We start from the raw sequence: 18,176 nt of genomic DNA, 5'->3' as shown, positions 1-18,176 counted from the left end.
AGGAACAGGGTCAGCATCAAACCGGTGAGCAGCAACCATTGCGAGGGCGGAATCCCCACCCCCAGCGTACCGGCGAGTATGCGCAGCATGAAACCGGCCGCGATGATGAACACATCCAGAATCACCACCTGCTTCAGCCGCAGGCTGTAAGCCAGGTTGAGGAAAAAATACACCAGCAGGATCGGCACGACATCGAACCCCGCCAGCACACCCAGGCCCATCCCGCCCGCCAGCAGGATGATCCAGAATCCCAGCGCCATAGCGACCGGTATCTCGCCCGAGGCGACAGGCCGGCGGCATTTGGTGGGATGGGAACGATCGCGTTCCCGGTCGGCGATATCGTTCAGCACGTACACCACGCTCGAGACCAGGCAGAAGGCCGCCGCGGCCAGCACCACGCGCCACAGCATGTCCGGCTCGTTCCAGCGGTGCGCGAACAGCAGGCCCGTGAACACGAACCCGTTCTTGATCCATTGATGGGGTCGCATCAGGCGCCCCAGGGCGAACAAGCGCTTCATAGCGGCGGGAACTCCCGATAGCCCGGATGATCGGCCAGCGCCAGCAACTCGCGATCTCCGCGCGAATCGCCGTAGGCGTAGATTTCGTAACCGTCACGCTCACCCAGCCAGGCCAGCAGGCGGCGGGTCTTCTCCGGCCCCCAGCAATTTCCGTCACGCAACCGGCCGGTGACAGCCCCTTCCGCATCGGTCACGAGCTCGCTGGTCAGGGCATGGTCGAAACCCATCGCCTGCGCCCAGGGATGCAGGTAGACATCCGGCGAGGCCGAGATCAGCACGCAGCGATGCCCTGCCGCCTGATGATTCCTGAATGCCGCAACCGCCTCCGGCTTGAGCAGGCCCGGAATCGCCTCGTGGGCGAAACGCTCACCGTGCTCCTGCAATCTCGCCTGCGGCCAGCCACCGAAAAAATGCCGCAGTACCCGTTCCTTGGCATGCGTGCGCGACACCAGGTGCAGCACGAACCCCAGCAGCCACGGCGATATCAGCACATAGCCCAGCAGCGTGCGCGGCCAGCCGCGGACGAACGGAATGAAATGGCGCAGGCTGTCGCCGTGCGTCAGGGTGCCGTCGAAGTCGAAAGCGGCGACCACCCGGCCGTCGGCATGCTGTGGTTGGGACATGGCGGGGGAGTGTAACGGAATGGGGGTTGAGTGTTGAGTTTGGAGGGTTGCGTCGAGGGTTAGATGGAGAGGTAGAATTGTTTTGTGCGTTTTGAATCCTGTTAGAAATGTTCGGGGTATTGTTTCGCACGCCCATCGAACAAGGGTTCTTTTGTTTAACGCTCGTTGATGCGTGCGAGTCCCTTTCTTTGTACGCCCAAAGAAAGGGACGAAAGAAATGCGCCCCCACCGCCTTGGCCCTACGGGCTACCCTCGCAGCCGCTGACTTGCCACGGGTACGGTTCGACGCGACGTCCTGTCGCGGCGAACCTCAGCCCGGCGTCCCTGCCGGGCTGACCCTGCAAGCCATTCGGCCGCTCGGCAAGGCGGAACGGGGGATTGCAGTGAGGCGTCAGATGTTAGGGGTAAGAAGGAAAAAAACTCGTGGTAACAGTCGCAGCGCGGGTTTCCACCTCACACCCTACAACTCACCCCCCACCAATCAGTCCCCGTCGGCCGCGCCCGGAACACCCCGCAGTGGACTGACCAGGAGCCGTTAGGGCGCGTGACGGATCACGCGCGTCTTTCGTCAGGCCAGGGAGGGCCTGTCGAAAGACCTCCGGTCAGATCGCGAGGTGTGTAGGCAAAGCGTGGCCGTGGGGTGTCCTTTCTTTTGGTTCGTTTTCTTTGGACAAGCAAAGAAAATGAACTCGCGCGGTGCATCGTTAGTTAGATAAAAAATCCGATCCCAAAACGCGCGAAAAAATCCACCATCCCTTCCAACTGTAGCCCGGTACCAAAAAACTCAGGCTCTGAACTCAAAGCTTCAACCGCTTAAACACAAACTCCGGCACCGACCGAATAATCAACATGATCCAACGCCAAAACCACGGCAGGTAGACCACGTTGCGGCGGCGACGCAGGGCACGGTATATCCCCCGCGCCACGTCTTCCGGGCTGGCGACCAAAAACATGCCCGGCAGCCCCCAGGTCATGGCGGTGTCGACGAATCCCGGCTTGACGGTCAGCACCGGCACGCCGGCAGGCTGCAACCGGTTGCGCAATCCCTGCAGATACAGCGCCAGCGCGCCCTTGGCCGCGCCGTAGTGGTAGTTGCTCTGGCGACCCCGGTCACCCGCCACCGAACCGACACCGATGATGAAACCCTCTCCGGTTTGTTCGAAATGACGGGCAAGGCGATTGAGCATCGCAGCCGGTGCTGCATAGTTGATATTCAGAACGCGCAGCATTTCGCTTTCGTCCGTATTGGCGCGCGCCTGTTCGCCCAGATAACCGGCGGCGATCACCACACCGTACAGGCCGCCCTGCGCACAAGTATCGATCACCAGCAAACTGTGACGCGGTTCGTCCAAGTCCATGTTTACGGTTTCGACATCAACCGCGTGGCGCAGACGCAGGTCCTGGGCGATGCGCTCCAGTTCCCCGGCGTCCCGCCCGGCCAGCATCAGACCGTAACCGGCCTCGGCCAGCACGGCTGACAGGGCGCGCGCGATACCCGAGGTCGCGCCGATCACCAGTACCCGTTGCAGCTTCGGCTCGCTCATGGCTCACCGATCCGCAGCCGCACGCCGAGGTCCGAACGCATGTAGCCGTCGGGGTCGAGTTGGCGCTTGATGTCCAGCCATTCGGGATAACGCGGGTACATGGCGCGAAACTCGTCCGGCGCGAGACAGGCGTCCTTGGCGAGGTACACCCGACCGCCGTGCTCCAGCACCACGGCGTTGAGGTCAGCCGCGACCCGGCAGGCGGCGTCGCCCGAGATCGGCAGGTCGACCGCCAGGGTGTAACCGGGCATGGGGAAGGACAGATGACCGGAACCGCCGGCGCCGAAACGCTTGAGGACGGCGAGGAAGGAGGCCAACCCGTAGTGTTGCAGCACACTCAACAGCGCCTTGATGCCATCCAGGGCGTTGTCTTCCGGAATCACGCACTGATGCTGGATAAAACCGCGCCGCCCGTACATCCGGTTCCAGTGGCCGATGCTGTCCAGGGGATAAAAGTAATGCAGCAGGTGATCGTGGTATTCATCACGACGCGCCTGCCGGCGGTAGTAAATCGCATTGAAGGCACTGACGCTCAGGCGATTCAACAGACCGCCCGGCAGGTCGAACGGCAGCGCCCGTTGCACGCGGCCGGGTTGTGCAAACGGCTTGTGCTTTTTGTCCAGCGACCATGCCGCCGCATGGTGTGCGGTCATCAGCACGCCGCGCCCCATCTGATCGCCGCGCGCCAGGCAATCGATCCAGGCAACACTGTAATCGTCGTCCAGCGTATCGTCGGCCATCAGGCCGAACAACGCATCGAGATTCTCGCCCGTATAGTGACGCACCTGCATCCAGGCGCTCTCGATACGCTGCAGCTTGAGCCAGATCTCGCCGATCATGCCGGTCAAGCCCATGCCCCCGGCCGTCGCCCAGAAGGCCTCCGGGTTGTTCTCCGGCGTCACATGCAGGCGCTCACCCGTGGTCGTCAGCAGCTCGAAGGCCTCGACGTGATTCGAGAAACTGCCGGCATGATGATGGTTTTTGCCATGCACGTCGCTGGCCAGGCAGCCGCCCAGGGTGACGTAGCGCGTCCCCGGCGTGACTGGCAAAAACCAGCCACGCGGCAGAAAGACGCGCAGGATGTCCTCCAGCGTCACGCCGGCCTCGGCGTGCAGCAGGCCGGTCTCCGCGTCGAAATCCAGCAACCGGTTGACGCGCTCGGTGAGGATTACCACCCCGTCATTGCACAACGCAGCGTCGCCGTAACTGCGCCCCATCCCCCGTCCGAGGTTGAACATATTTCCTGCAGGACGCAGGCCGGCATAACGTTCCGGACGCGCCACCTCCTGACGGGTGCTGGGGAAGCGTCCCCAGCCGGATAACTCAATCCTTTTGGTCTGCATTGAATCGATTCAGGTCAAATCCGGACAAAAACCGGCGTGCCGGTCACGGGGAAGCATAGCGTGTCTTGAACATGCAGTCCCCAACCGGCAGCCAGGACGGCAAACGATAGTAGCGCTGCTCGATGTTCTTCAGCACCCGCTTACGGTAGGCCGCGTACTTGAACCCGTCGCCTTCCACGACCTGGAAACGGGCCCCGGCCACCTCGACCGCATGGATGCGCACGGTGCGGAAAAACGGCGCATAAAATCCCGCCTTCTCGAAACCGGTGCTCACGATCAACACGTTGCGTCCGTTCCAGGTGCGGAAATCGGTCAGCAGGTCGTCCTGGCGCCCGAACCGCGTGCCCTTGCCGAACACGGCGAAATAGCGCCCCGTCCCGTAACTCAGCATCGAGGCAGTGGTATAGCCGCGGGTGGCGAGCAGGCGACCCTGCGCAGACGGCTCGACCGCCGACCATACGGCCTGGGTACGCGAGCCCAGCACCATGGCGGCGTAATTGCCGGGCGAAAGCCGCTCCAGCCAGGGCAGCGGCACCGCCAGCAGGGCCGCGAACGTCAGCGCCTGCAGCAGGGTAACCATAATGGAGAAGCGCAGCGCCCAGCGCCATTCGCCCGGCGTCGCCAGGCGCGCCAGCAGCAGGATCCCGAAAGGCAGATAGGGTGCCAGCCAGAACGGGCTGATCGGGTCGTTTACCGACAGCACGGCAAAGATCAGCAGCGGCAGCAGCAAGGCGGTAAGCCAGTACGCCTCCGGCGTATTGCGCCAGCCACGCAGCATGAAGCGCGCGCGCCACAGCACCCACCACAGCACGGGCGTGAACAAGTACGCGAGGGTCAACGCATAGACCGCAAGGTTGGCCGGGCGCAGGTAATGATGCAGCCGGTTGACCAGGTTGAACATCAGGTTCACGTCGCAGTGGCGGTAGTTCCACCACAGATTCCAGCCCCACAACGCCAGCGCGATCATCGCCGCGGCCAACACGCCGGCGAACACGCGCATGCGCCGCGCAAACAGCAGGCTGTGTACGGGCAGGGTCAGCGCGAACACGCCGAGCAGATATTTGGACAGCATGCCCAGACCCAGCGCGACACCGCTTGCCGCATAACCGCCGCGGGTCCGGTGCAACGCGGCGTAAAAGGCCCAGCCGGCCAGAAACACGAACAGGATGACCGGCGTGTCGGTGGTAATGAACAGGTTCACCGTATCGAAGGGCAACAGCAGGAACAGGCTGCCCGCCTGCCACGCCCGCACGGCATCGTGCCGACCCAGCATCTGCACGATGCCCAGGGCGATGATCACCGGCACCAGCAGGGCCGGCAGACGCATCAGCCACGGGGCATGGCCGAGCAGCTGCAGTCCCGCCAGCCACCAACCGATCATGGGCGGGTGGTCGTAGTAACCGCCGGCGGGATGTGCGCCCCACAGGATGAAATAGGCCTCGTCGCCCGTCACGGGCAGCCATTGGGCGAACACCAGCCGCACCGCGAAACTCAGCAGCAACACCCACAGGAAGTTGCGCCGGGCGCGTATGGCGGGAGACGTGTTCAAAGCGGCCATCTCAATCGCGCCAGAACCCGGGCATGAACAGCATCAGCAGGGTAAACAGCTCCAGACGGCCGAGCAGCATGGCGAACGAGAGTATCCATTTGGCGGCATCGGAGATGCCGGCGAAATTGGTCGCCACCTGCCCCAGACCCGGACCCATGTTGTTGATACATGCGGCCACGGCGGAAAACGCCGAAACCTGGTCCAGCCCGGCGGCCATCAAGGCCAGCATGAGCAGCACGTAGACGATGACGTAGGCGGCCAGAAAACTCCACACCGCGCTGATCACGCGCTCGGGCAGCACCCGGCCGTTGAACTTCACGGGGAATTCGGCGCGCGGGTGCTGCAGGCGCCTGAATTCACGCACGCCCTGTTTGAAGCCAAGCAGCACGCGCACCATCTTCATGCCGCCGGAGGTCGAACCTGCACAGCCGCCGATAATGGCGATCAGCATCAGGAAGGCCGGCACGTAGATCGGCCAGCCGGAAAAGTTGGTGCTCACGAAGCCCGTGCTGGTCATCACCGTCAGCACCTGGAAGGCTCCGTAGCGCAGCGCGGTCAGCGGACTGTGATAGGTGCCCTCGAACCACAGCGTCAGGCTGACCAACAAAATACTGCCGAGGATGAACACCAGATAGGCGCGCACCTCCTCGTCCCGCCAGTATGCCCCCATGCTCACCTTGCGGATCGCCAGGTAGTGAATCGCGAAGTTCATGCCAGACAGCAGCATGAACACGTCGCCCACCGCCTCGATATAGGGATTGTGGAAATACGCGAAGCTCGCGTCGTGGGTGGAAAAACCGCCGGTAGCGATGGTGGCGAAGGCGTGTCCGACGGCGTCGAACGGCGTCATACCTGCGATCCAGTAACCGATGGCGCAGGCCACCGTCAGCCCCATATAGATGACCCACAGGGCCTGGGCCGTATGCGCGATGCGCGGGGTGAGCTTGTCGTCCTTCATTGGACCCGGCGTCTCGGCGCGATACAGCTGCATGCCGCCGATGCGCAGCATGGGCAGGATGGCGATGGCCAGCACCACGATGCCCATACCGCCCAGCCAGTTGAGCTGCTGACGGTAATAGAGAATCGACTTTGGCAGATGATCCAGGCCGACGATCACCGTCGCGCCCGTGGTGGTGAATCCCGACACCGACTCGAAAAAGGCGTCGGTGTAATCGACATGTGCCCCCAGGTGCAAGGGCAGCGAGCTCAAGGCACTGAGCAGCACCCAGAACAGGGTGACGATGAGAAATCCTTCGCGGCGCCGCATTTCATGACCACGCCCGCGTACCGGCAGCCACACCGCCAGCCCCACCGCCGCCATGATGCCGAACGATTCCAGGAAATGAATGAACTCGCCGTCCTGGTACCACAGGGAAACCAGCATGGGCGGGATCATGCTGAAGGCATAAATCGTCATCAGCACGCCGAGTACGCGTCGTATGGTTGCAAACTGCATGTTTGATGTATCTCAGCGTCGCCAGAATCCCGGCGTGAACAAAACCAGCAGAGTGAAGATTTCCAAGCGCCCGAAAATCATGCCGATGCACAGCACCCACTTGGCGAAATCGTTGATGCCCGCATAATTGGATGCGACCTTGCCCAACCCCGGTCCCAGATTGTTGAGGCAGGCGGCAACCGCGGAAAAGGCCGTGATCTGGTCCAGGCCCGAGGCCATCACCAGCAACATCAGCACCACGAAGATGGCCACATACGCGGCGAAGAAACCCCACACGGCCTCGATCACGCGATCATCGACCGGACGCCGGCCCAGCTTGACGCTGAGCTGCGCGCTGGGGTGCACCAGGCGCAGCAGCTCACGCGCACCCTGCTTGAGCAGCAGCAGTACGCGCACCACCTTCAGGCCGCCGCCGGTGGAACCGGCACAGCCGCCCGCAAAACTCGCGAAGATCAGCAATACCGGCAAAAAGCCGGGCCATTGGTGGAACGCGGCGGTGGTAAAACCGGTGGTGGTGGCGATCGAAACGGTGGTGAACAGGCCCTGATGAAAATCAGTGGCGAAGTCGGTGAAGTGCCCACGGATATAGAGATAGCCGACGCAGACGAAGGACAATGTCACGAGCAGCACGATGTAGGTACGGAACTCCGCATCCGCCCAATAGGGACGCAGACTCATGTTGCGCCAGGCGCTGAAATGCAGTGCGAAATTGGCGCCCGAAAGCAGCATGAACACCACCGCCACCAGCTCGATCTTGGTGCTGTGGAAGTACCCCATGCTGGCGTCGTGGGTGGAGAAACCGCCGATGGCGACCGTGGAAAAGCTGTGTGAGACGGCGTCGAAGGGCGTCATGCCCGCCAGCCAGTAGGCGATGGCACAGGTGATGGTCAGGCCGAGGTAGATGTACCACAGTGCCTTGGCGGTCTCGGTGATGCGCGGCGTCAGCTTGTTGTCCTTCACCGGCCCCGGCGCCTCGGCGCGGTACAGCTGCATGCCGCCGACCCCCAGCATGGGCAGTACCGCGACCGCCAGCACGATGATGCCCATGCCGCCCAGCCATTGCAGTTCCTGGCGATAGAACAGGATGGACTTGGGCAGCTCGTCCAGTCCCACCAGCACGGTGGCCCCGGTGGTCGTCAGCCCTGAGATGGATTCGAACACGGCGTCGGTCAGGGACACGTCCGGTCGCGGGGACAGGTAAATGGGGATCGCCCCGGCCAGGCCGAGCACGGTCCAGAACAGCACCACCACCATGAAGCCGTCGCGCAGCTTCAGCTCACGGCGGCGGTTGTGCACCGGCAGCCAGATCAGAAAACCCAGCGTCACGATGACCAGGAAGGCATCGATGAAAGGCATCACGTCCGGGTCGTGATGCAGCAGGCCGATGGCCGCCGGCGGCAGCATGGTGATGCTGAACACCATCAGGAGCAGCCCGAGGATGCGCTGGATGACCGCGGGCTGCATGATGGATCAGAGGAAGGTGACGCCGACCTGGAACAGGCGCTCGACGTCGGGGATGTAGCGCTTGTCCACCAGGAACAGGATGACGTGGTCCTCCGGCTCGATGAGGGTGTCGTGGTGGGCGATCAGCACCTCTTCGCCGCGCACGATGGCACCGATGGTGGTGCCCGGCGGCAGCTTGATCTCCTCCACCCGCCGTCCCGCCACGCGCGAGGTCTTGAAGTCGCCGTGCGCCACGGCCTCGATGGCCTCGGCCGCGCCGCGGCGCAGACTGTGCACGGCGACGACGTCGCCGCGGCGCACGTGGGTCAGCAGCGCACCGATGGTCACCGTCTGCGGGGAGATCGCGATGTCGATGATCCCGCTCTCCACCAGCTGCACGTAGGACGGACGGTTAATCAGCGACATCACCTTGCGCGCACCCATGCGCTTGGCGAGCATCGCCGAGAGGATGTTCGCCTCATCGTCGTTGGTCACCGCACAGAACACGTCGGTGTTTTCGATATTCTCTTCCAGCAGCAGAGCCTCGTCCGCCGCATCGCCCTGCAACACGATGGTCTTGTCCAGCAGTTCCGACAGCTCGCGCGCCCGCGCGCGGTCATGCTCGATGATCTTGACCTGATAACGCGACTCGAGCGCTGCGGCGAGGCGCAGCCCGATATTGCCGCCGCCCGCCAGCATCACCCGCTTCACCGGCTTGTCGAGCTTGCGCAGCTCTGAGGTCACGGCGCGAATGTTCTTGCGCGCGGCGATGAAGAACACCTCGTCGTCCGCCTCGATCACGGTGTGTCCTTCGGGAATGATGGGGGCGCCGCGACGGAAGATCGCGGCGACACGGGTATGGATACCCGGCATGTGTTCCGAGAGGGTGCGCAGTTCGTGACCGACCAGCGGCCCGCCGTAATAGGCCTTGACTGCGACCAGCTGCACCCGACCCTCCGCGAAGTCCAGTACCTGCAATGCCCCGGGATGTTCGACCAGCCGCTGGATGTAATCAGTCACCACCTGCTCGGGACTGATCAGCACGTCGATGGGCAGAGCCTCTTGTTTGAACAGGTCGGAATAATCGAGATATTCGGCGGAGCGGACGCGCGCGATCTTGGTCGGGGTGCGGAACAGAGTGAAGGCCACCTGGCAGGCGACCATGTTGGTCTCGTCGCTGTTGGTGACCGCGATGATCATGTCCGCGTCCGGCGCACCGGCCTGGATCAGCACTTCGGGATGCGAGCCGTGCCCGTACACGGTGCGGATGTCGATCCGGTCCTGCAGATCGGCCAGGATGTCGGCGCGCGTATCCACGACGGTGATGTCGTTGGCCTCGCTGGCCAAGGCGTGCGCCACGGAGCTGCCGACCTGGCCCGCCCCCAAGATAATGATCTTCATACGGTCGCCCTGTTACTGAACCGGCCCGGGGCGGCGAGCGGCCGCCCCGGGTATCGTCATTCTTTGCATTCTTTGGGGTCTAGCCCCAGGCTTCGCAGCTTGCGGTACAGGTGAGTCCGTTCCATGCCGACCTGTTCGGCCAGACGTGTCATGCTGCCGCCGGCCTGCAGGAGCTGGCGGCGAAGATAGTCGCGCTCGAATTGTTCGCGCGCCTCGCGCAACGGCATGTCATAGATTGCCGGCGGCGATTCCTCTTCGACGCGCGGCAACGGTGTGGCGCCGAGCAGACGCCGGACTTCATCGAGGTCGACGTCGCCGGTGGAACCGAGAATGAGCAGGCGCTGCACCAGATTGCGCAGTTCACGCACGTTTCCGGGCCACGCATAGTGCCGCAGAAAATTCTGCGCCTCAACCGTGAAGCCACGAATCGGCAGGCCCTCGGCCTCGTGGAAGTAGTTCACGTAGCTCTCCAGCAGCCCGGGAATGTCCTGCGCATGATCCCGCAACGAAGGGATGGCGATCTGTACCACGTTGAGGTGGTAATAGAGATCCTCGCGAAAACGCCCCTCGCGTACGGCGGTCTCCAAATCGTGGGTGCTGGCGGCGATGATCTGCACGTCCACCTCGATCGGGGTACGTCCGCCGATGCGCGTGAAGCGCTGGCTCTCCAGGGCGTTGAGCAGCCGGCCCTGGGTGGCCTGATCCATGTCCATGACTTCGCTGATGTACAGGATACCGCCGTCGGCCTGTTCCAGCAGGCCGTATTGAATGAGCTCTCCCTGTTCGGCGCCGAACAGTTCCATGGCCGAATCGCGGCGTGACAGCGTGGCGCCGCCGACCTCGATCATCGGCCCCTTGCTGCGCCGCCCCAGGCTGTGCAGATAACGCGCGAAGGTGGTCTTGCCCACCCCCGGCTCCCCCGAGATCAGCACCCAGCTGTCGTGGCGGGCCAGGCGTTTGAACTGTTCCCGCAGGGCCTGCATCATCTCGCTTTCGCCCTGCGGCTCGATCTCGCGGGCCTGGGCATGGCGCAGACGCACGTTTTCACGCACCAGCTGATTGGCCTCCAGCGCGCGCTCCACCGTCACCAGCAGCTTGGCCAGGGAAATCGGTTTTTCGATAAAGTCCCAGGCGCCCAGGCGCGTCGCCTCCACCGCGGTCTCGATGGTGCCGTGCCCGGACAGGATGATCACCGGAGCCGGCAGCCCGCCCCCGCCCTGCCATTCGCGCAGCAGTGCCAGTCCGTCCATGCCCGGCATCCAGATGTCGAGCAGGATCAGCTGGGGGCGCTGCTGGCGGCAGGCCTGCTGCGCGGCGCGCGCATCCTCCGCCACCCGCACGGTGTAGCCTTCGTCCTCCAGGATGTCGCGCAGCAGATCGCGGATATCCGGCTCGTCGTCCACGACCAGAATCTGACCGTGGCTCATGCCGTGCTCTCCTGTACCTCGTCACTCGACCGCGGTATCGCCGGCATGACGGGAATCAGCAGAATGAATCGCGCCCCGCCGTGGGTACGGTTTTCGGCCCACGCGCTGCCGCCGTGTTCTTCGATGATCTTCTTCACCACCGCCAGACCCAGGCCAGTGCCGTGGGTCTTGTTGGTGATGTAGGGATCGAACAACTGGCCGATCACCTCGCGGCTGAGCCCCGGACCGTTGTCCTCGACCACGAGACGCACCCGGCGGGCGTCCTCCACCTCGTCGCACCGCGTGGCGATACGTATCACCCCGCCGGGACGATTTTCCAGCGCCTCCAGGGCGTTGCGGATCAGGTTGTGCAACACCTGTCGCAGGCGATTGCGGTCACCCCGGATCTCGGGAAGGGGTTCGGACAAATCGAGGTCGATGCGGATCTTGTATTTGTTGGCCCGATACAGCTCGCCCACTTCGTTGATCAGCTGATTCAGGCTCAGCGGCTCCAGACGCAGGGTGGGCATGCGCGCATACTCGCTGAAGGCGTTCACCATGTTCTGCAACGCCTCCACCTGCTGGATGATGGTGCGCGTGGCGCGCACCAGCAGTTCCGCCTGCTGCGGCCCCAGATTCTTGGCCAGCTTGCGCTCGAGACGCTCGGCCGAGAGCTGGATCGGCGTCAGCGGATTGCGGATCTCGTGGGCCATGCGCCGCGCCACCTCGCCCCAGGCCGCCTCGCGCTGGGCCCGGATCAGATCGGTAATATCGTCGAACACGATCACCTGGCTGCCGGGCGCCCCGCTGTCCTCGGGCAACCGCGCCCCGCGGCACATCAGCACACGGTGTTCGGGCTGCTGCAGGGTCATCTGGGCCTCCCATTCCGGAGACTCGCCCTGCAACTGCGGCAGCAGGCCTTCGTAGAAACTCTCCAGGGAACCCGGCTTGCGGGCGATATCCGCCAGACGCCGACCGATGTGATGCTCCAGCGGCAGTCCGAGAATATTGGAGGCGGCCGCGTTGCAGGTACGCAGTACCTCCTTGCGGTCGAGCGTGATCACACCGCTCGACAGATGCTGCAACACGGCCTGCAGGTAGGTGCGCTGCACCTCCGCCTGGCTGCGGCTGCGTTCCAGTTCCTCGTGGGTGGAAGACAGCCGCGTGGTCATTTCGTTGAACGAGCGGGTCAGGAAGCCGAGCTCGTCGCGATGCTCCACCGGCAGGCGCTTGTGCAGGTCGCCGCTCGCCACCGCGCGGGTCGCCAGCGCAAGCGCCTGAACGGGGGCAATCAGGCGGCGCGCCAGCCCGAAGGCCAGCCACACGGCGAACAGGACACTGAGCATCAGCACCAGCGCCAGCGTGATGGTGAAGGTTTCCTTGAGCTGGGTGCGCTGGAACTGGAGTTCCTTGTAGCGGCTGTAGGCCGACTGAACGTTGCTGGCCAGATTGCTGACCTCGGCCTCGATCGGAAACACCGCCTGCAGATAACCCTGCCGCGACGGATCGGTCGCCGTCACCGGCACCAGCACGCGCACCTGCAGGGCATTGCCCTTGCCCGGCTCGATGCCGACGTAGCCTTGACCGTGCGCCACCTGGAACAGGCTGCTTTCGCTGGGAAACTCCGGCACATCGAGCCCGCTGCCACGGGTGCTGGAGGCCAGAATGCGGTTATTGGAATCGAACAGGGTCATCTGGCTCGCACTGCTGCCGTTCAGGGACTGGTCCAGGATCAGGGCGTCCATGCCCGGCTGGGCACCCGACAGGTCCTTGGAGATTTCCTGCAGCTGAGCGAGATATTCCCGCTTGCGCTGATTGAGGGCGGTCCGGCTCAGGGTGAGCGCGTCTTCCAGGGCGGTCTCGACCTGAACGTTGAACCAGCTGTCCACGCTGCGATCGAGAAACCGCGCCGAAAAGTAGTACACCACCGACACCGGGATCAGGGAAAGCAGGATGAACATCAGGATGATGCGCAACGTCAGGCGCGCCCCCGGAGCCCGCGTCAGCACCTGGCGCACGATGTCGAACACCCGCACGCTGATCAGGACGGTGAGGAACACCAGGATCAGCAGATTGAACAGGAACAGCCCGACGTACAGCCGGCTGAAACGGTCGGCGTACTGCGTGGCCTCGCTCATCACGGCCAGCGAGACCAGCAGCAGCCCGAACAGGCCCACCATGGGTATCAGACTGGCGAAACGTCTCAGCGCAGGGGCCATGTGTACCACTCGCTCTCCGGCCCCCAGGCGTCGGAGAAATACGCCCGCACCCGCAACGGCAGCGGAAGGTCCTGAATCGCCACCGCTGAGCGTATGCGGACCCGGTAGTCGCGCCCCGGCTGCAGCAGGCTGTTGTCGATCAGCGGAAAATCCCTGACCTGGCCGAGGTCGTAGAGGGCGGCCCCCAGGGTGGGATAGGAATGTCGTACATCCGTGTTCAGGTTGGTCACCACGTAGCGCGTGGTCAGGGCGTGATAACTGAGGCGGTAGCGCAGGCTGACGTCCGCCACGTCCTCGCTGAACCACCAGTTGCGCGGGCGATAAACCTGCATCTCGATCCCGATGGTAAGTGCAACGCCGTTGCGCAGGGCCTGGTCGAGATCAGGTCCCAGCCGGTAGCGCAGCTCGGCATCGATGCGATACACCCCGTCGCGCAGATAGCTCTCGGCGCGGCGCACCTCGAAACTGGGTTCGGCGGCCTGGGCCACCTGCACCGTCAGCAACAACGCCATGCCCAGCAGGAACAGGATGCGCCGGGGACTGCTTGTCAGGTTTAGCGTTTGCCTAAACATGCGTAGTAAAAGCCGTCCATGTCCGCTTCACCGGGAAGGATCTGGCGGCCGCAGCCTTGCATTCTCCCCCAGGCGGCATCGATAGTGAGGCATCCGGCGCTTCCCTCCTGCGCCAAAAACCGCTCGACGACCGCGTCATTCTCCTGCGGCAGTATCGAGCAGGTTGCGTACAAGAGCATACCCCCCGGTTTGAGCAGCGGCCAGAGCGCGGCAAGCAGCTCCCCCTGGCGCCGACTCAATTCGTCGATATCCGCAGCCCGGCGATGCAGGCGGATGTCCGGGTTGCGCCGGATCACGCCGGTGGCCGAACAGGGCGCATCGAGCAGAATGCGGTCGTAGGGCCGACCGTCCCACCAGTCAGCCGGCCGGGCGGCATCGCCGGTCTTCAGTTCCACCGCCAGTCCCAGGCGGTCGAGATTCTCCCGCACGCGGGCGAGCCGCCCGGTGTCAATATCCACTGCGGTCAGCTCCAGCTCGCCACCGGCCTGTTCGAGCAGGTGCGTGGTCTTCCCCCCGGGCGCGGCGCAGGCATCCAGCACCCGCTGTCCGGGTCGGACGTCCAACAGCCAGCCCGCCAGCTGCGCCGCCCCATCCTGAACCGAGACCTCCCCGGCGGCAAAGCCCGGCAGGGCATCCACCTCGACCGGGCGTTCAAGAATGATCGCAGACGGCACCTGCGGGTGCGCTGCCGCACTCAACCCCGCCTCGGCCAGCCTGGCCAGGTAATCTTCGCGTGAGCCCTGCATCAGGTTGACCCGCAAGGTCATGGGCGGGTGGCGATTGGTCGCCTCGCAGATGCCGGGCCAGTCCTCCGGATAGGCGGCCTGCAGCCGCTCGATGAACCATTCGGGCAGGGCGTAGCGGGTGGCGGGCGCGAGCTCCAGTTCCGCCTCCAGCCGTTCGCGTTCACGCAAATAGCGGCGCAACACGCCGTTGACCAGACCGGCGGCCCAGGCCTTACGCAAGGCGCGGGCGGTCCGCACCGACTGGTCGACGATCGCGTATTGCTTGGCCTGCGGGTCGCTCAACTGATACAGGCCGAGCAGCAGCAGGCAGGTAACGTCGAGATCGCGGGGTTTGAGCGGCCGTTCGAGCAGCCGGTCCAGCAGGGCGGTAAGCCGGAAATAGCGGCGCAACACGCCGTAGCACCAGGCCTGGACCCGCGGACGCGTCTCCGGCTCCAGGCGGGCCAACACCGGCGGCAGTGCACGTGACAGCGATTGACCGGCGCCGACCACCCCCTCCAGCACGCGCACGGCAGACAGACGGGGGTTCATCGACATGTCAGTCGGGGAGGACGGCGCCCTTCAGGCTGTGACCATTGAGGAATTCGGCTGCGCTCAGCGGGCGACCGCCCGGGAGCTGCACGCGCAGCAACCTTAATACGCCTTCGCCGCAGGCCACGTCTATACCGTCCCGGCTTTCCGCCAGCACGGTGCCCGGGACGGCCTGCGACGCCCCGGGAAGGGCCCGCGCCTGCCAGATGCGCAGCGGCGCACCGTGGTGTTCGGTGGCGGCTACCGGCCAGGGATTGAAGGCCTGCACCCGGCGCGCCAGCACCGCAGCGGGCTGACCCCAGTCGATACGGGCCTCCGCCTTATTGAGCTTGGTCGCGTAGGTGGCCTGTGACTCGTCCTGGGGCTGCGGCGTCAGGGTGCCGGCCTGCAGCGCTTCCAGCGCCTCGAGCAAGGCGGGGCCACCGAGTTCGGCCAACGTATCGTGCAGATCGGCCGCCGTGGTTTCCGGACCGATCGGCACCGCCTTGCGCAGCAGCATGGGGCCGGTGTCCAGCCCCGCCTCCATCTGCATGATGGTAATGCCGGATTCCGCGTCTCCCACCTCGATGGCGCGCTGGATAGGCGCCGCACCGCGCCAGCGGGGCAGCAGGGAGGCGTGGATATTGACGCAGCCCAGCCGGGGAATGTCGAGCACCGCCTGGGGCAGGATCAACCCGTAAGCCGCCACCACCATGAGGTCCGGCACGTAGGCGCGCAGCCGTTGCTGCGCCTCGGCGGATTTGAGCGATTCGGGTTGTTCGACGGGGGTGTCGTGTGTCTGGGCGAGCTGTTTCACCGGGCTGGCGGTCAGCTTGCGCCCGCGTCCCGCCGGACGATCCGGCTGGGTATAGACCGCCACGACCTGGCAGTCCGAGTCGTACAGGGCCTGGAGGGCGGGCACCGCGAATTCCGGGGTCCCCGCATAGACGACACGCAATCCGGACGCCACGCGCAGCGACCGGCTCAGATGACCTGGTGTTCCGGCTGGGCCGGCAAAGTACCCTGACGGGCCTGCTTCTCCAGTTTTTTGCGCACCCGCTGGCGCTTGAGGGGGGAGAGATAATCGACAAACAGCTTGCCGTCGAGATGGTCGATCTCGTGCTGGATGCACACGGCGAGCAGATCGTCCGTCTCCAGCTCGAACGGTTGGCCATCGCGCCCCAAGGCGCGTATCTTCACGCTCTCGGCCCGACGCACCGTGTCGTAATAACCGGGCACGGACAGGCAGCCTTCCTCCATCTCCTCTTCGCCGGTGCTGGACAGGATTTCCGGGTTGATCAGGCACAGCGGCTGGTCTTTCTCTTCGGACACGTCGATCACGATAATGCGCTGCTGGACATTGACCTGGGTAGCGGCCAGGCCGATGCCCGGTGCCGCGTACATGGTCTCGAACATGTCGTCCACGATCTGCCGGGTGGCATCGGTGACCGCCTCGACGGGCAGGGCGTGCTTGCGCAACCGCGGATCGGGAAAGTGTAAAATTTCGAGTTTAGCCATCGGTCAAGCCTGATATTTCGTTAGGTCGAATAATTCGTGCAGTTTTACAAGTATTTCTGCTAAAGTTATGATCGTACTAAATATAACGCACCGAGAAATCATGCCGGATTGCGCTCATGCGGCGGTCCGCCCGTGACGGTATCCAAAGGGGGTAGAACCTTGGCCAAGCATCTGACCATTCCCAAGCGCGCACTGTCACTGCTTATTCTAACCCTGTTCGTTGCCGGCTGCGCCACGGCACCCGAGCCGAGTCCGCCCCCGGAACCGCCCAAAGTAGCAGAACCCGCCCCGGCACCCAAACCTGCCCCCGTCAAAAAGGTCGAGGTCAAACCGACCGCGCCCAAAACCTACGTGGTGGTCAAGGGCGATACCCTGTGGGACATCTCTAAAAAGTTCCTCAGAGACCCCTGGTACTGGCCCGAGATCTGGCAGGAAAACCAGCAGATCAAGAACCCCCACCTCATCTATCCCGGCGATGTACTGACGCTGTACTACGTCAAGGGCGTGCCGCACATCAAGGTCACGGGCGGCCCGCGCGTCAGCGGGACGGCGGCACCTGCACCGTCACCGGAATACCCTACCGTTAAGCTCAACCCTGAAGTCCGTTCCGAGCCGTTGGAGTCGCGCGAATCCCAGATCCCGGTCGGCGCTATGCGCCAGTTCTTTATCCGGCCCCGGGTGGTGAGTGAGGAAACCCTCAAAAACGCGCCCTATATCTTTGCCTCCGCCGACGGTCATCTGATTTATGGCAGCGGCAATATCGTTTATGTGCGGGGCCTGTCGTCGAATATCAAGGCCAACCGCTTCAGCGTGTTCCGTCCCGGCCAGGCACTGCGCGACCCCAAAACGGGCGAGCTGCTGGGCTACGAAGCCATCCACGTCGGCGATGCCAGTCTGGTGAAACGCGGCAATCCCGCGACCGTGGTGCTCACCACCACCAACCGCGAGGTGCTCAAGGGCGACCGCCTGCTCCCCATCGAGCCGCCCCAGAGCTACAACTTCATGCCCCATGAGCCCGACCAAAAGGAGGACGGCCAGATCATCTCCCTGTTCGACGCCATCTCCATGGTCGGCCGCAACCAGATCGTGGTGCTCAACCTCGGCCGGCGCAACGACGTGAACCGCGGCGCCGTATTCGCGGTGTATCAGGGCGGACGCACGGTGCGCGACCCGCTCGCCACCACCGCTGCGACCCGCGAGGTCAAACTGCCGGAGGAAAAGGTCGGCGTGGTGATGGTCTTCAAGGTCTTCAACAAGATCAGCTACGCCCTGGTGATGGAATCCACCAAACCTATCGTGGAGGGTGACGCCGTCACCAATCCCTGACT

Annotated in this window: 15 protein-coding genes; 1 reads left to right on the top strand and 14 read right to left on the bottom strand. The window is 64.1% G+C overall.

Features of this window, described 5'->3' with window-relative positions; genetic code table 11:
- From P8Y64_05310 to def, 14 genes are all read right to left on the bottom strand, one after another.
- Nucleotides 1–518: UbiA prenyltransferase family protein (locus tag P8Y64_05310; protein ID MEJ2059889.1), on the bottom strand; the 518-nt coding region annotated here is incomplete at its 3' end.
- Nucleotides 515–1,141: an HAD-IB family hydrolase gene (locus tag P8Y64_05305; GenBank protein ID MEJ2059888.1), complete on the bottom strand. Its 627-nt coding sequence runs from the start codon at nt 1,139–1,141 to the stop codon at nt 515–517. The genes P8Y64_05310 and P8Y64_05305, both read right to left, overlap by 4 nt.
- Nucleotides 1,142–1,938: 797 nt before the next feature.
- Nucleotides 1,939–2,685, bottom strand: a complete 747-nt coding sequence (locus P8Y64_05300; GenBank protein ID MEJ2059887.1) for an SDR family oxidoreductase — start codon at nt 2,683–2,685, stop codon at nt 1,939–1,941.
- On the bottom strand, nt 2,682–4,028 hold the full coding sequence (locus P8Y64_05295) for an FAD-binding oxidoreductase (GenBank protein ID MEJ2059886.1): 1,347 nt from the start codon (nt 4,026–4,028) through the stop codon (nt 2,682–2,684). Before P8Y64_05295 ends, P8Y64_05300 begins: the two co-directional genes overlap by 4 nt.
- A gap of 43 nt (nt 4,029–4,071) precedes the next feature.
- A complete protein-coding gene (locus P8Y64_05290; GenBank protein ID MEJ2059885.1) occupies nt 4,072–5,586 on the bottom strand; it encodes a glycosyltransferase family 39 protein in 1,515 nt (504 codons plus the stop codon).
- A gap of 1 nt (nt 5,587) precedes the next feature.
- A complete protein-coding gene (locus P8Y64_05285; protein ID MEJ2059884.1) occupies nt 5,588–7,033 on the bottom strand; it encodes a TrkH family potassium uptake protein in 1,446 nt (481 codons plus the stop codon).
- A 12-nt stretch (nt 7,034–7,045) separates the two neighbouring features.
- Nucleotides 7,046–8,497, bottom strand: a complete 1,452-nt coding sequence (locus P8Y64_05280; GenBank protein ID MEJ2059883.1) for a TrkH family potassium uptake protein — start codon at nt 8,495–8,497, stop codon at nt 7,046–7,048.
- Nucleotides 8,498–8,503: 6 nt separating this feature from the next.
- Nucleotides 8,504–9,877 (bottom strand): Trk system potassium transporter TrkA, encoded by a 1,374-nt coding sequence (gene trkA, locus P8Y64_05275; protein MEJ2059882.1) that lies wholly within the window; start codon nt 9,875–9,877, stop codon nt 8,504–8,506.
- A 56-nt stretch (nt 9,878–9,933) separates the two neighbouring features.
- On the bottom strand, nt 9,934–11,304 hold the full coding sequence (locus P8Y64_05270) for a sigma-54 dependent transcriptional regulator (GenBank protein ID MEJ2059881.1): 1,371 nt from the start codon (nt 11,302–11,304) through the stop codon (nt 9,934–9,936).
- Nucleotides 11,301–13,502, bottom strand: coding sequence for an ATP-binding protein (locus P8Y64_05265; protein ID MEJ2059880.1), 2,202 nt, complete (start codon nt 13,500–13,502; stop codon nt 11,301–11,303). Before P8Y64_05265 ends, P8Y64_05270 begins: the two co-directional genes overlap by 4 nt.
- Nucleotides 13,487–14,074, bottom strand: a complete 588-nt coding sequence (locus tag P8Y64_05260) for a DUF4390 domain-containing protein (protein MEJ2059879.1) — start codon at nt 14,072–14,074, stop codon at nt 13,487–13,489. The genes P8Y64_05265 and P8Y64_05260 overlap by 16 nt, the downstream gene beginning before the upstream one ends.
- Nucleotides 14,056–15,351 (bottom strand): 16S rRNA (cytosine(967)-C(5))-methyltransferase RsmB, encoded by a 1,296-nt coding sequence (rsmB, locus tag P8Y64_05255; GenBank protein MEJ2059878.1) that lies wholly within the window; start codon nt 15,349–15,351, stop codon nt 14,056–14,058. Before rsmB ends, P8Y64_05260 begins: the two co-directional genes overlap by 19 nt.
- Before the next feature lie 7 nt (nt 15,352–15,358).
- Nucleotides 15,359–16,300 carry a methionyl-tRNA formyltransferase gene (gene fmt / locus P8Y64_05250; protein ID MEJ2059877.1) on the bottom strand — a complete coding sequence of 314 codons (942 nt, stop codon included), beginning with the start codon at nt 16,298–16,300 and terminating at the stop codon, nt 15,359–15,361.
- A gap of 14 nt (nt 16,301–16,314) precedes the next feature.
- On the bottom strand, nt 16,315–16,848 hold the full coding sequence (gene def / locus P8Y64_05245) for a peptide deformylase (GenBank protein MEJ2059876.1): 534 nt from the start codon (nt 16,846–16,848) through the stop codon (nt 16,315–16,317).
- Between the two features lie 159 nt (nt 16,849–17,007).
- Between def and P8Y64_05240 the strand changes: the two genes are divergently transcribed.
- Nucleotides 17,008–18,174 carry a LysM domain-containing protein gene (locus P8Y64_05240; protein MEJ2059875.1) on the top strand — a complete coding sequence of 389 codons (1,167 nt, stop codon included), beginning with the start codon at nt 17,008–17,010 and terminating at the stop codon, nt 18,172–18,174.
- The last annotated feature ends 2 nt before the right edge of the window (nt 18,175–18,176 follow it).

This window comes from Gammaproteobacteria bacterium (genome assembly GCA_037388465.1).
Taxonomy (GTDB): Bacteria; Pseudomonadota; Gammaproteobacteria; order SpSt-1174; family SpSt-1174; genus JARRKE01.
The sequence above is the reverse complement of the archived record's forward strand: the minus strand, read 5'-3'. Positions and strand labels throughout refer to the sequence as shown.

Coding starts and splice junctions, on each gene's coding strand:
- P8Y64_05305 (MEJ2059888.1), bottom strand. CDS start 1,141: ATGTCCCAACCACAGCATGCCGACGGCCGGGTGGTCGCCGCTTTCGAC.
- P8Y64_05300 (MEJ2059887.1), bottom strand. CDS start 2,685: ATGAGCGAGCCGAAGCTGCAACGGGTACTGGTGATCGGCGCGACCTCG.
- P8Y64_05295 (MEJ2059886.1), bottom strand. CDS start 4,028: ATGCAGACCAAAAGGATTGAGTTATCCGGCTGGGGACGCTTCCCCAGC.
- P8Y64_05290 (MEJ2059885.1), bottom strand. CDS start 5,586: ATGGCCGCTTTGAACACGTCTCCCGCCATACGCGCCCGGCGCAACTTC.
- P8Y64_05285 (MEJ2059884.1), bottom strand. CDS start 7,033: ATGCAGTTTGCAACCATACGACGCGTACTCGGCGTGCTGATGACGATT.
- P8Y64_05280 (MEJ2059883.1), bottom strand. CDS start 8,497: ATGCAGCCCGCGGTCATCCAGCGCATCCTCGGGCTGCTCCTGATGGTG.
- trkA (MEJ2059882.1), bottom strand. CDS start 9,877: ATGAAGATCATTATCTTGGGGGCGGGCCAGGTCGGCAGCTCCGTGGCG.
- P8Y64_05270 (MEJ2059881.1), bottom strand. CDS start 11,304: ATGAGCCACGGTCAGATTCTGGTCGTGGACGACGAGCCGGATATCCGC.
- P8Y64_05265 (MEJ2059880.1), bottom strand. CDS start 13,502: ATGGCCCCTGCGCTGAGACGTTTCGCCAGTCTGATACCCATGGTGGGC.
- P8Y64_05260 (MEJ2059879.1), bottom strand. CDS start 14,074: ATGTTTAGGCAAACGCTAAACCTGACAAGCAGTCCCCGGCGCATCCTG.
- rsmB (MEJ2059878.1), bottom strand. CDS start 15,351: ATGAACCCCCGTCTGTCTGCCGTGCGCGTGCTGGAGGGGGTGGTCGGC.
- def (MEJ2059876.1), bottom strand. CDS start 16,848: ATGGCTAAACTCGAAATTTTACACTTTCCCGATCCGCGGTTGCGCAAG.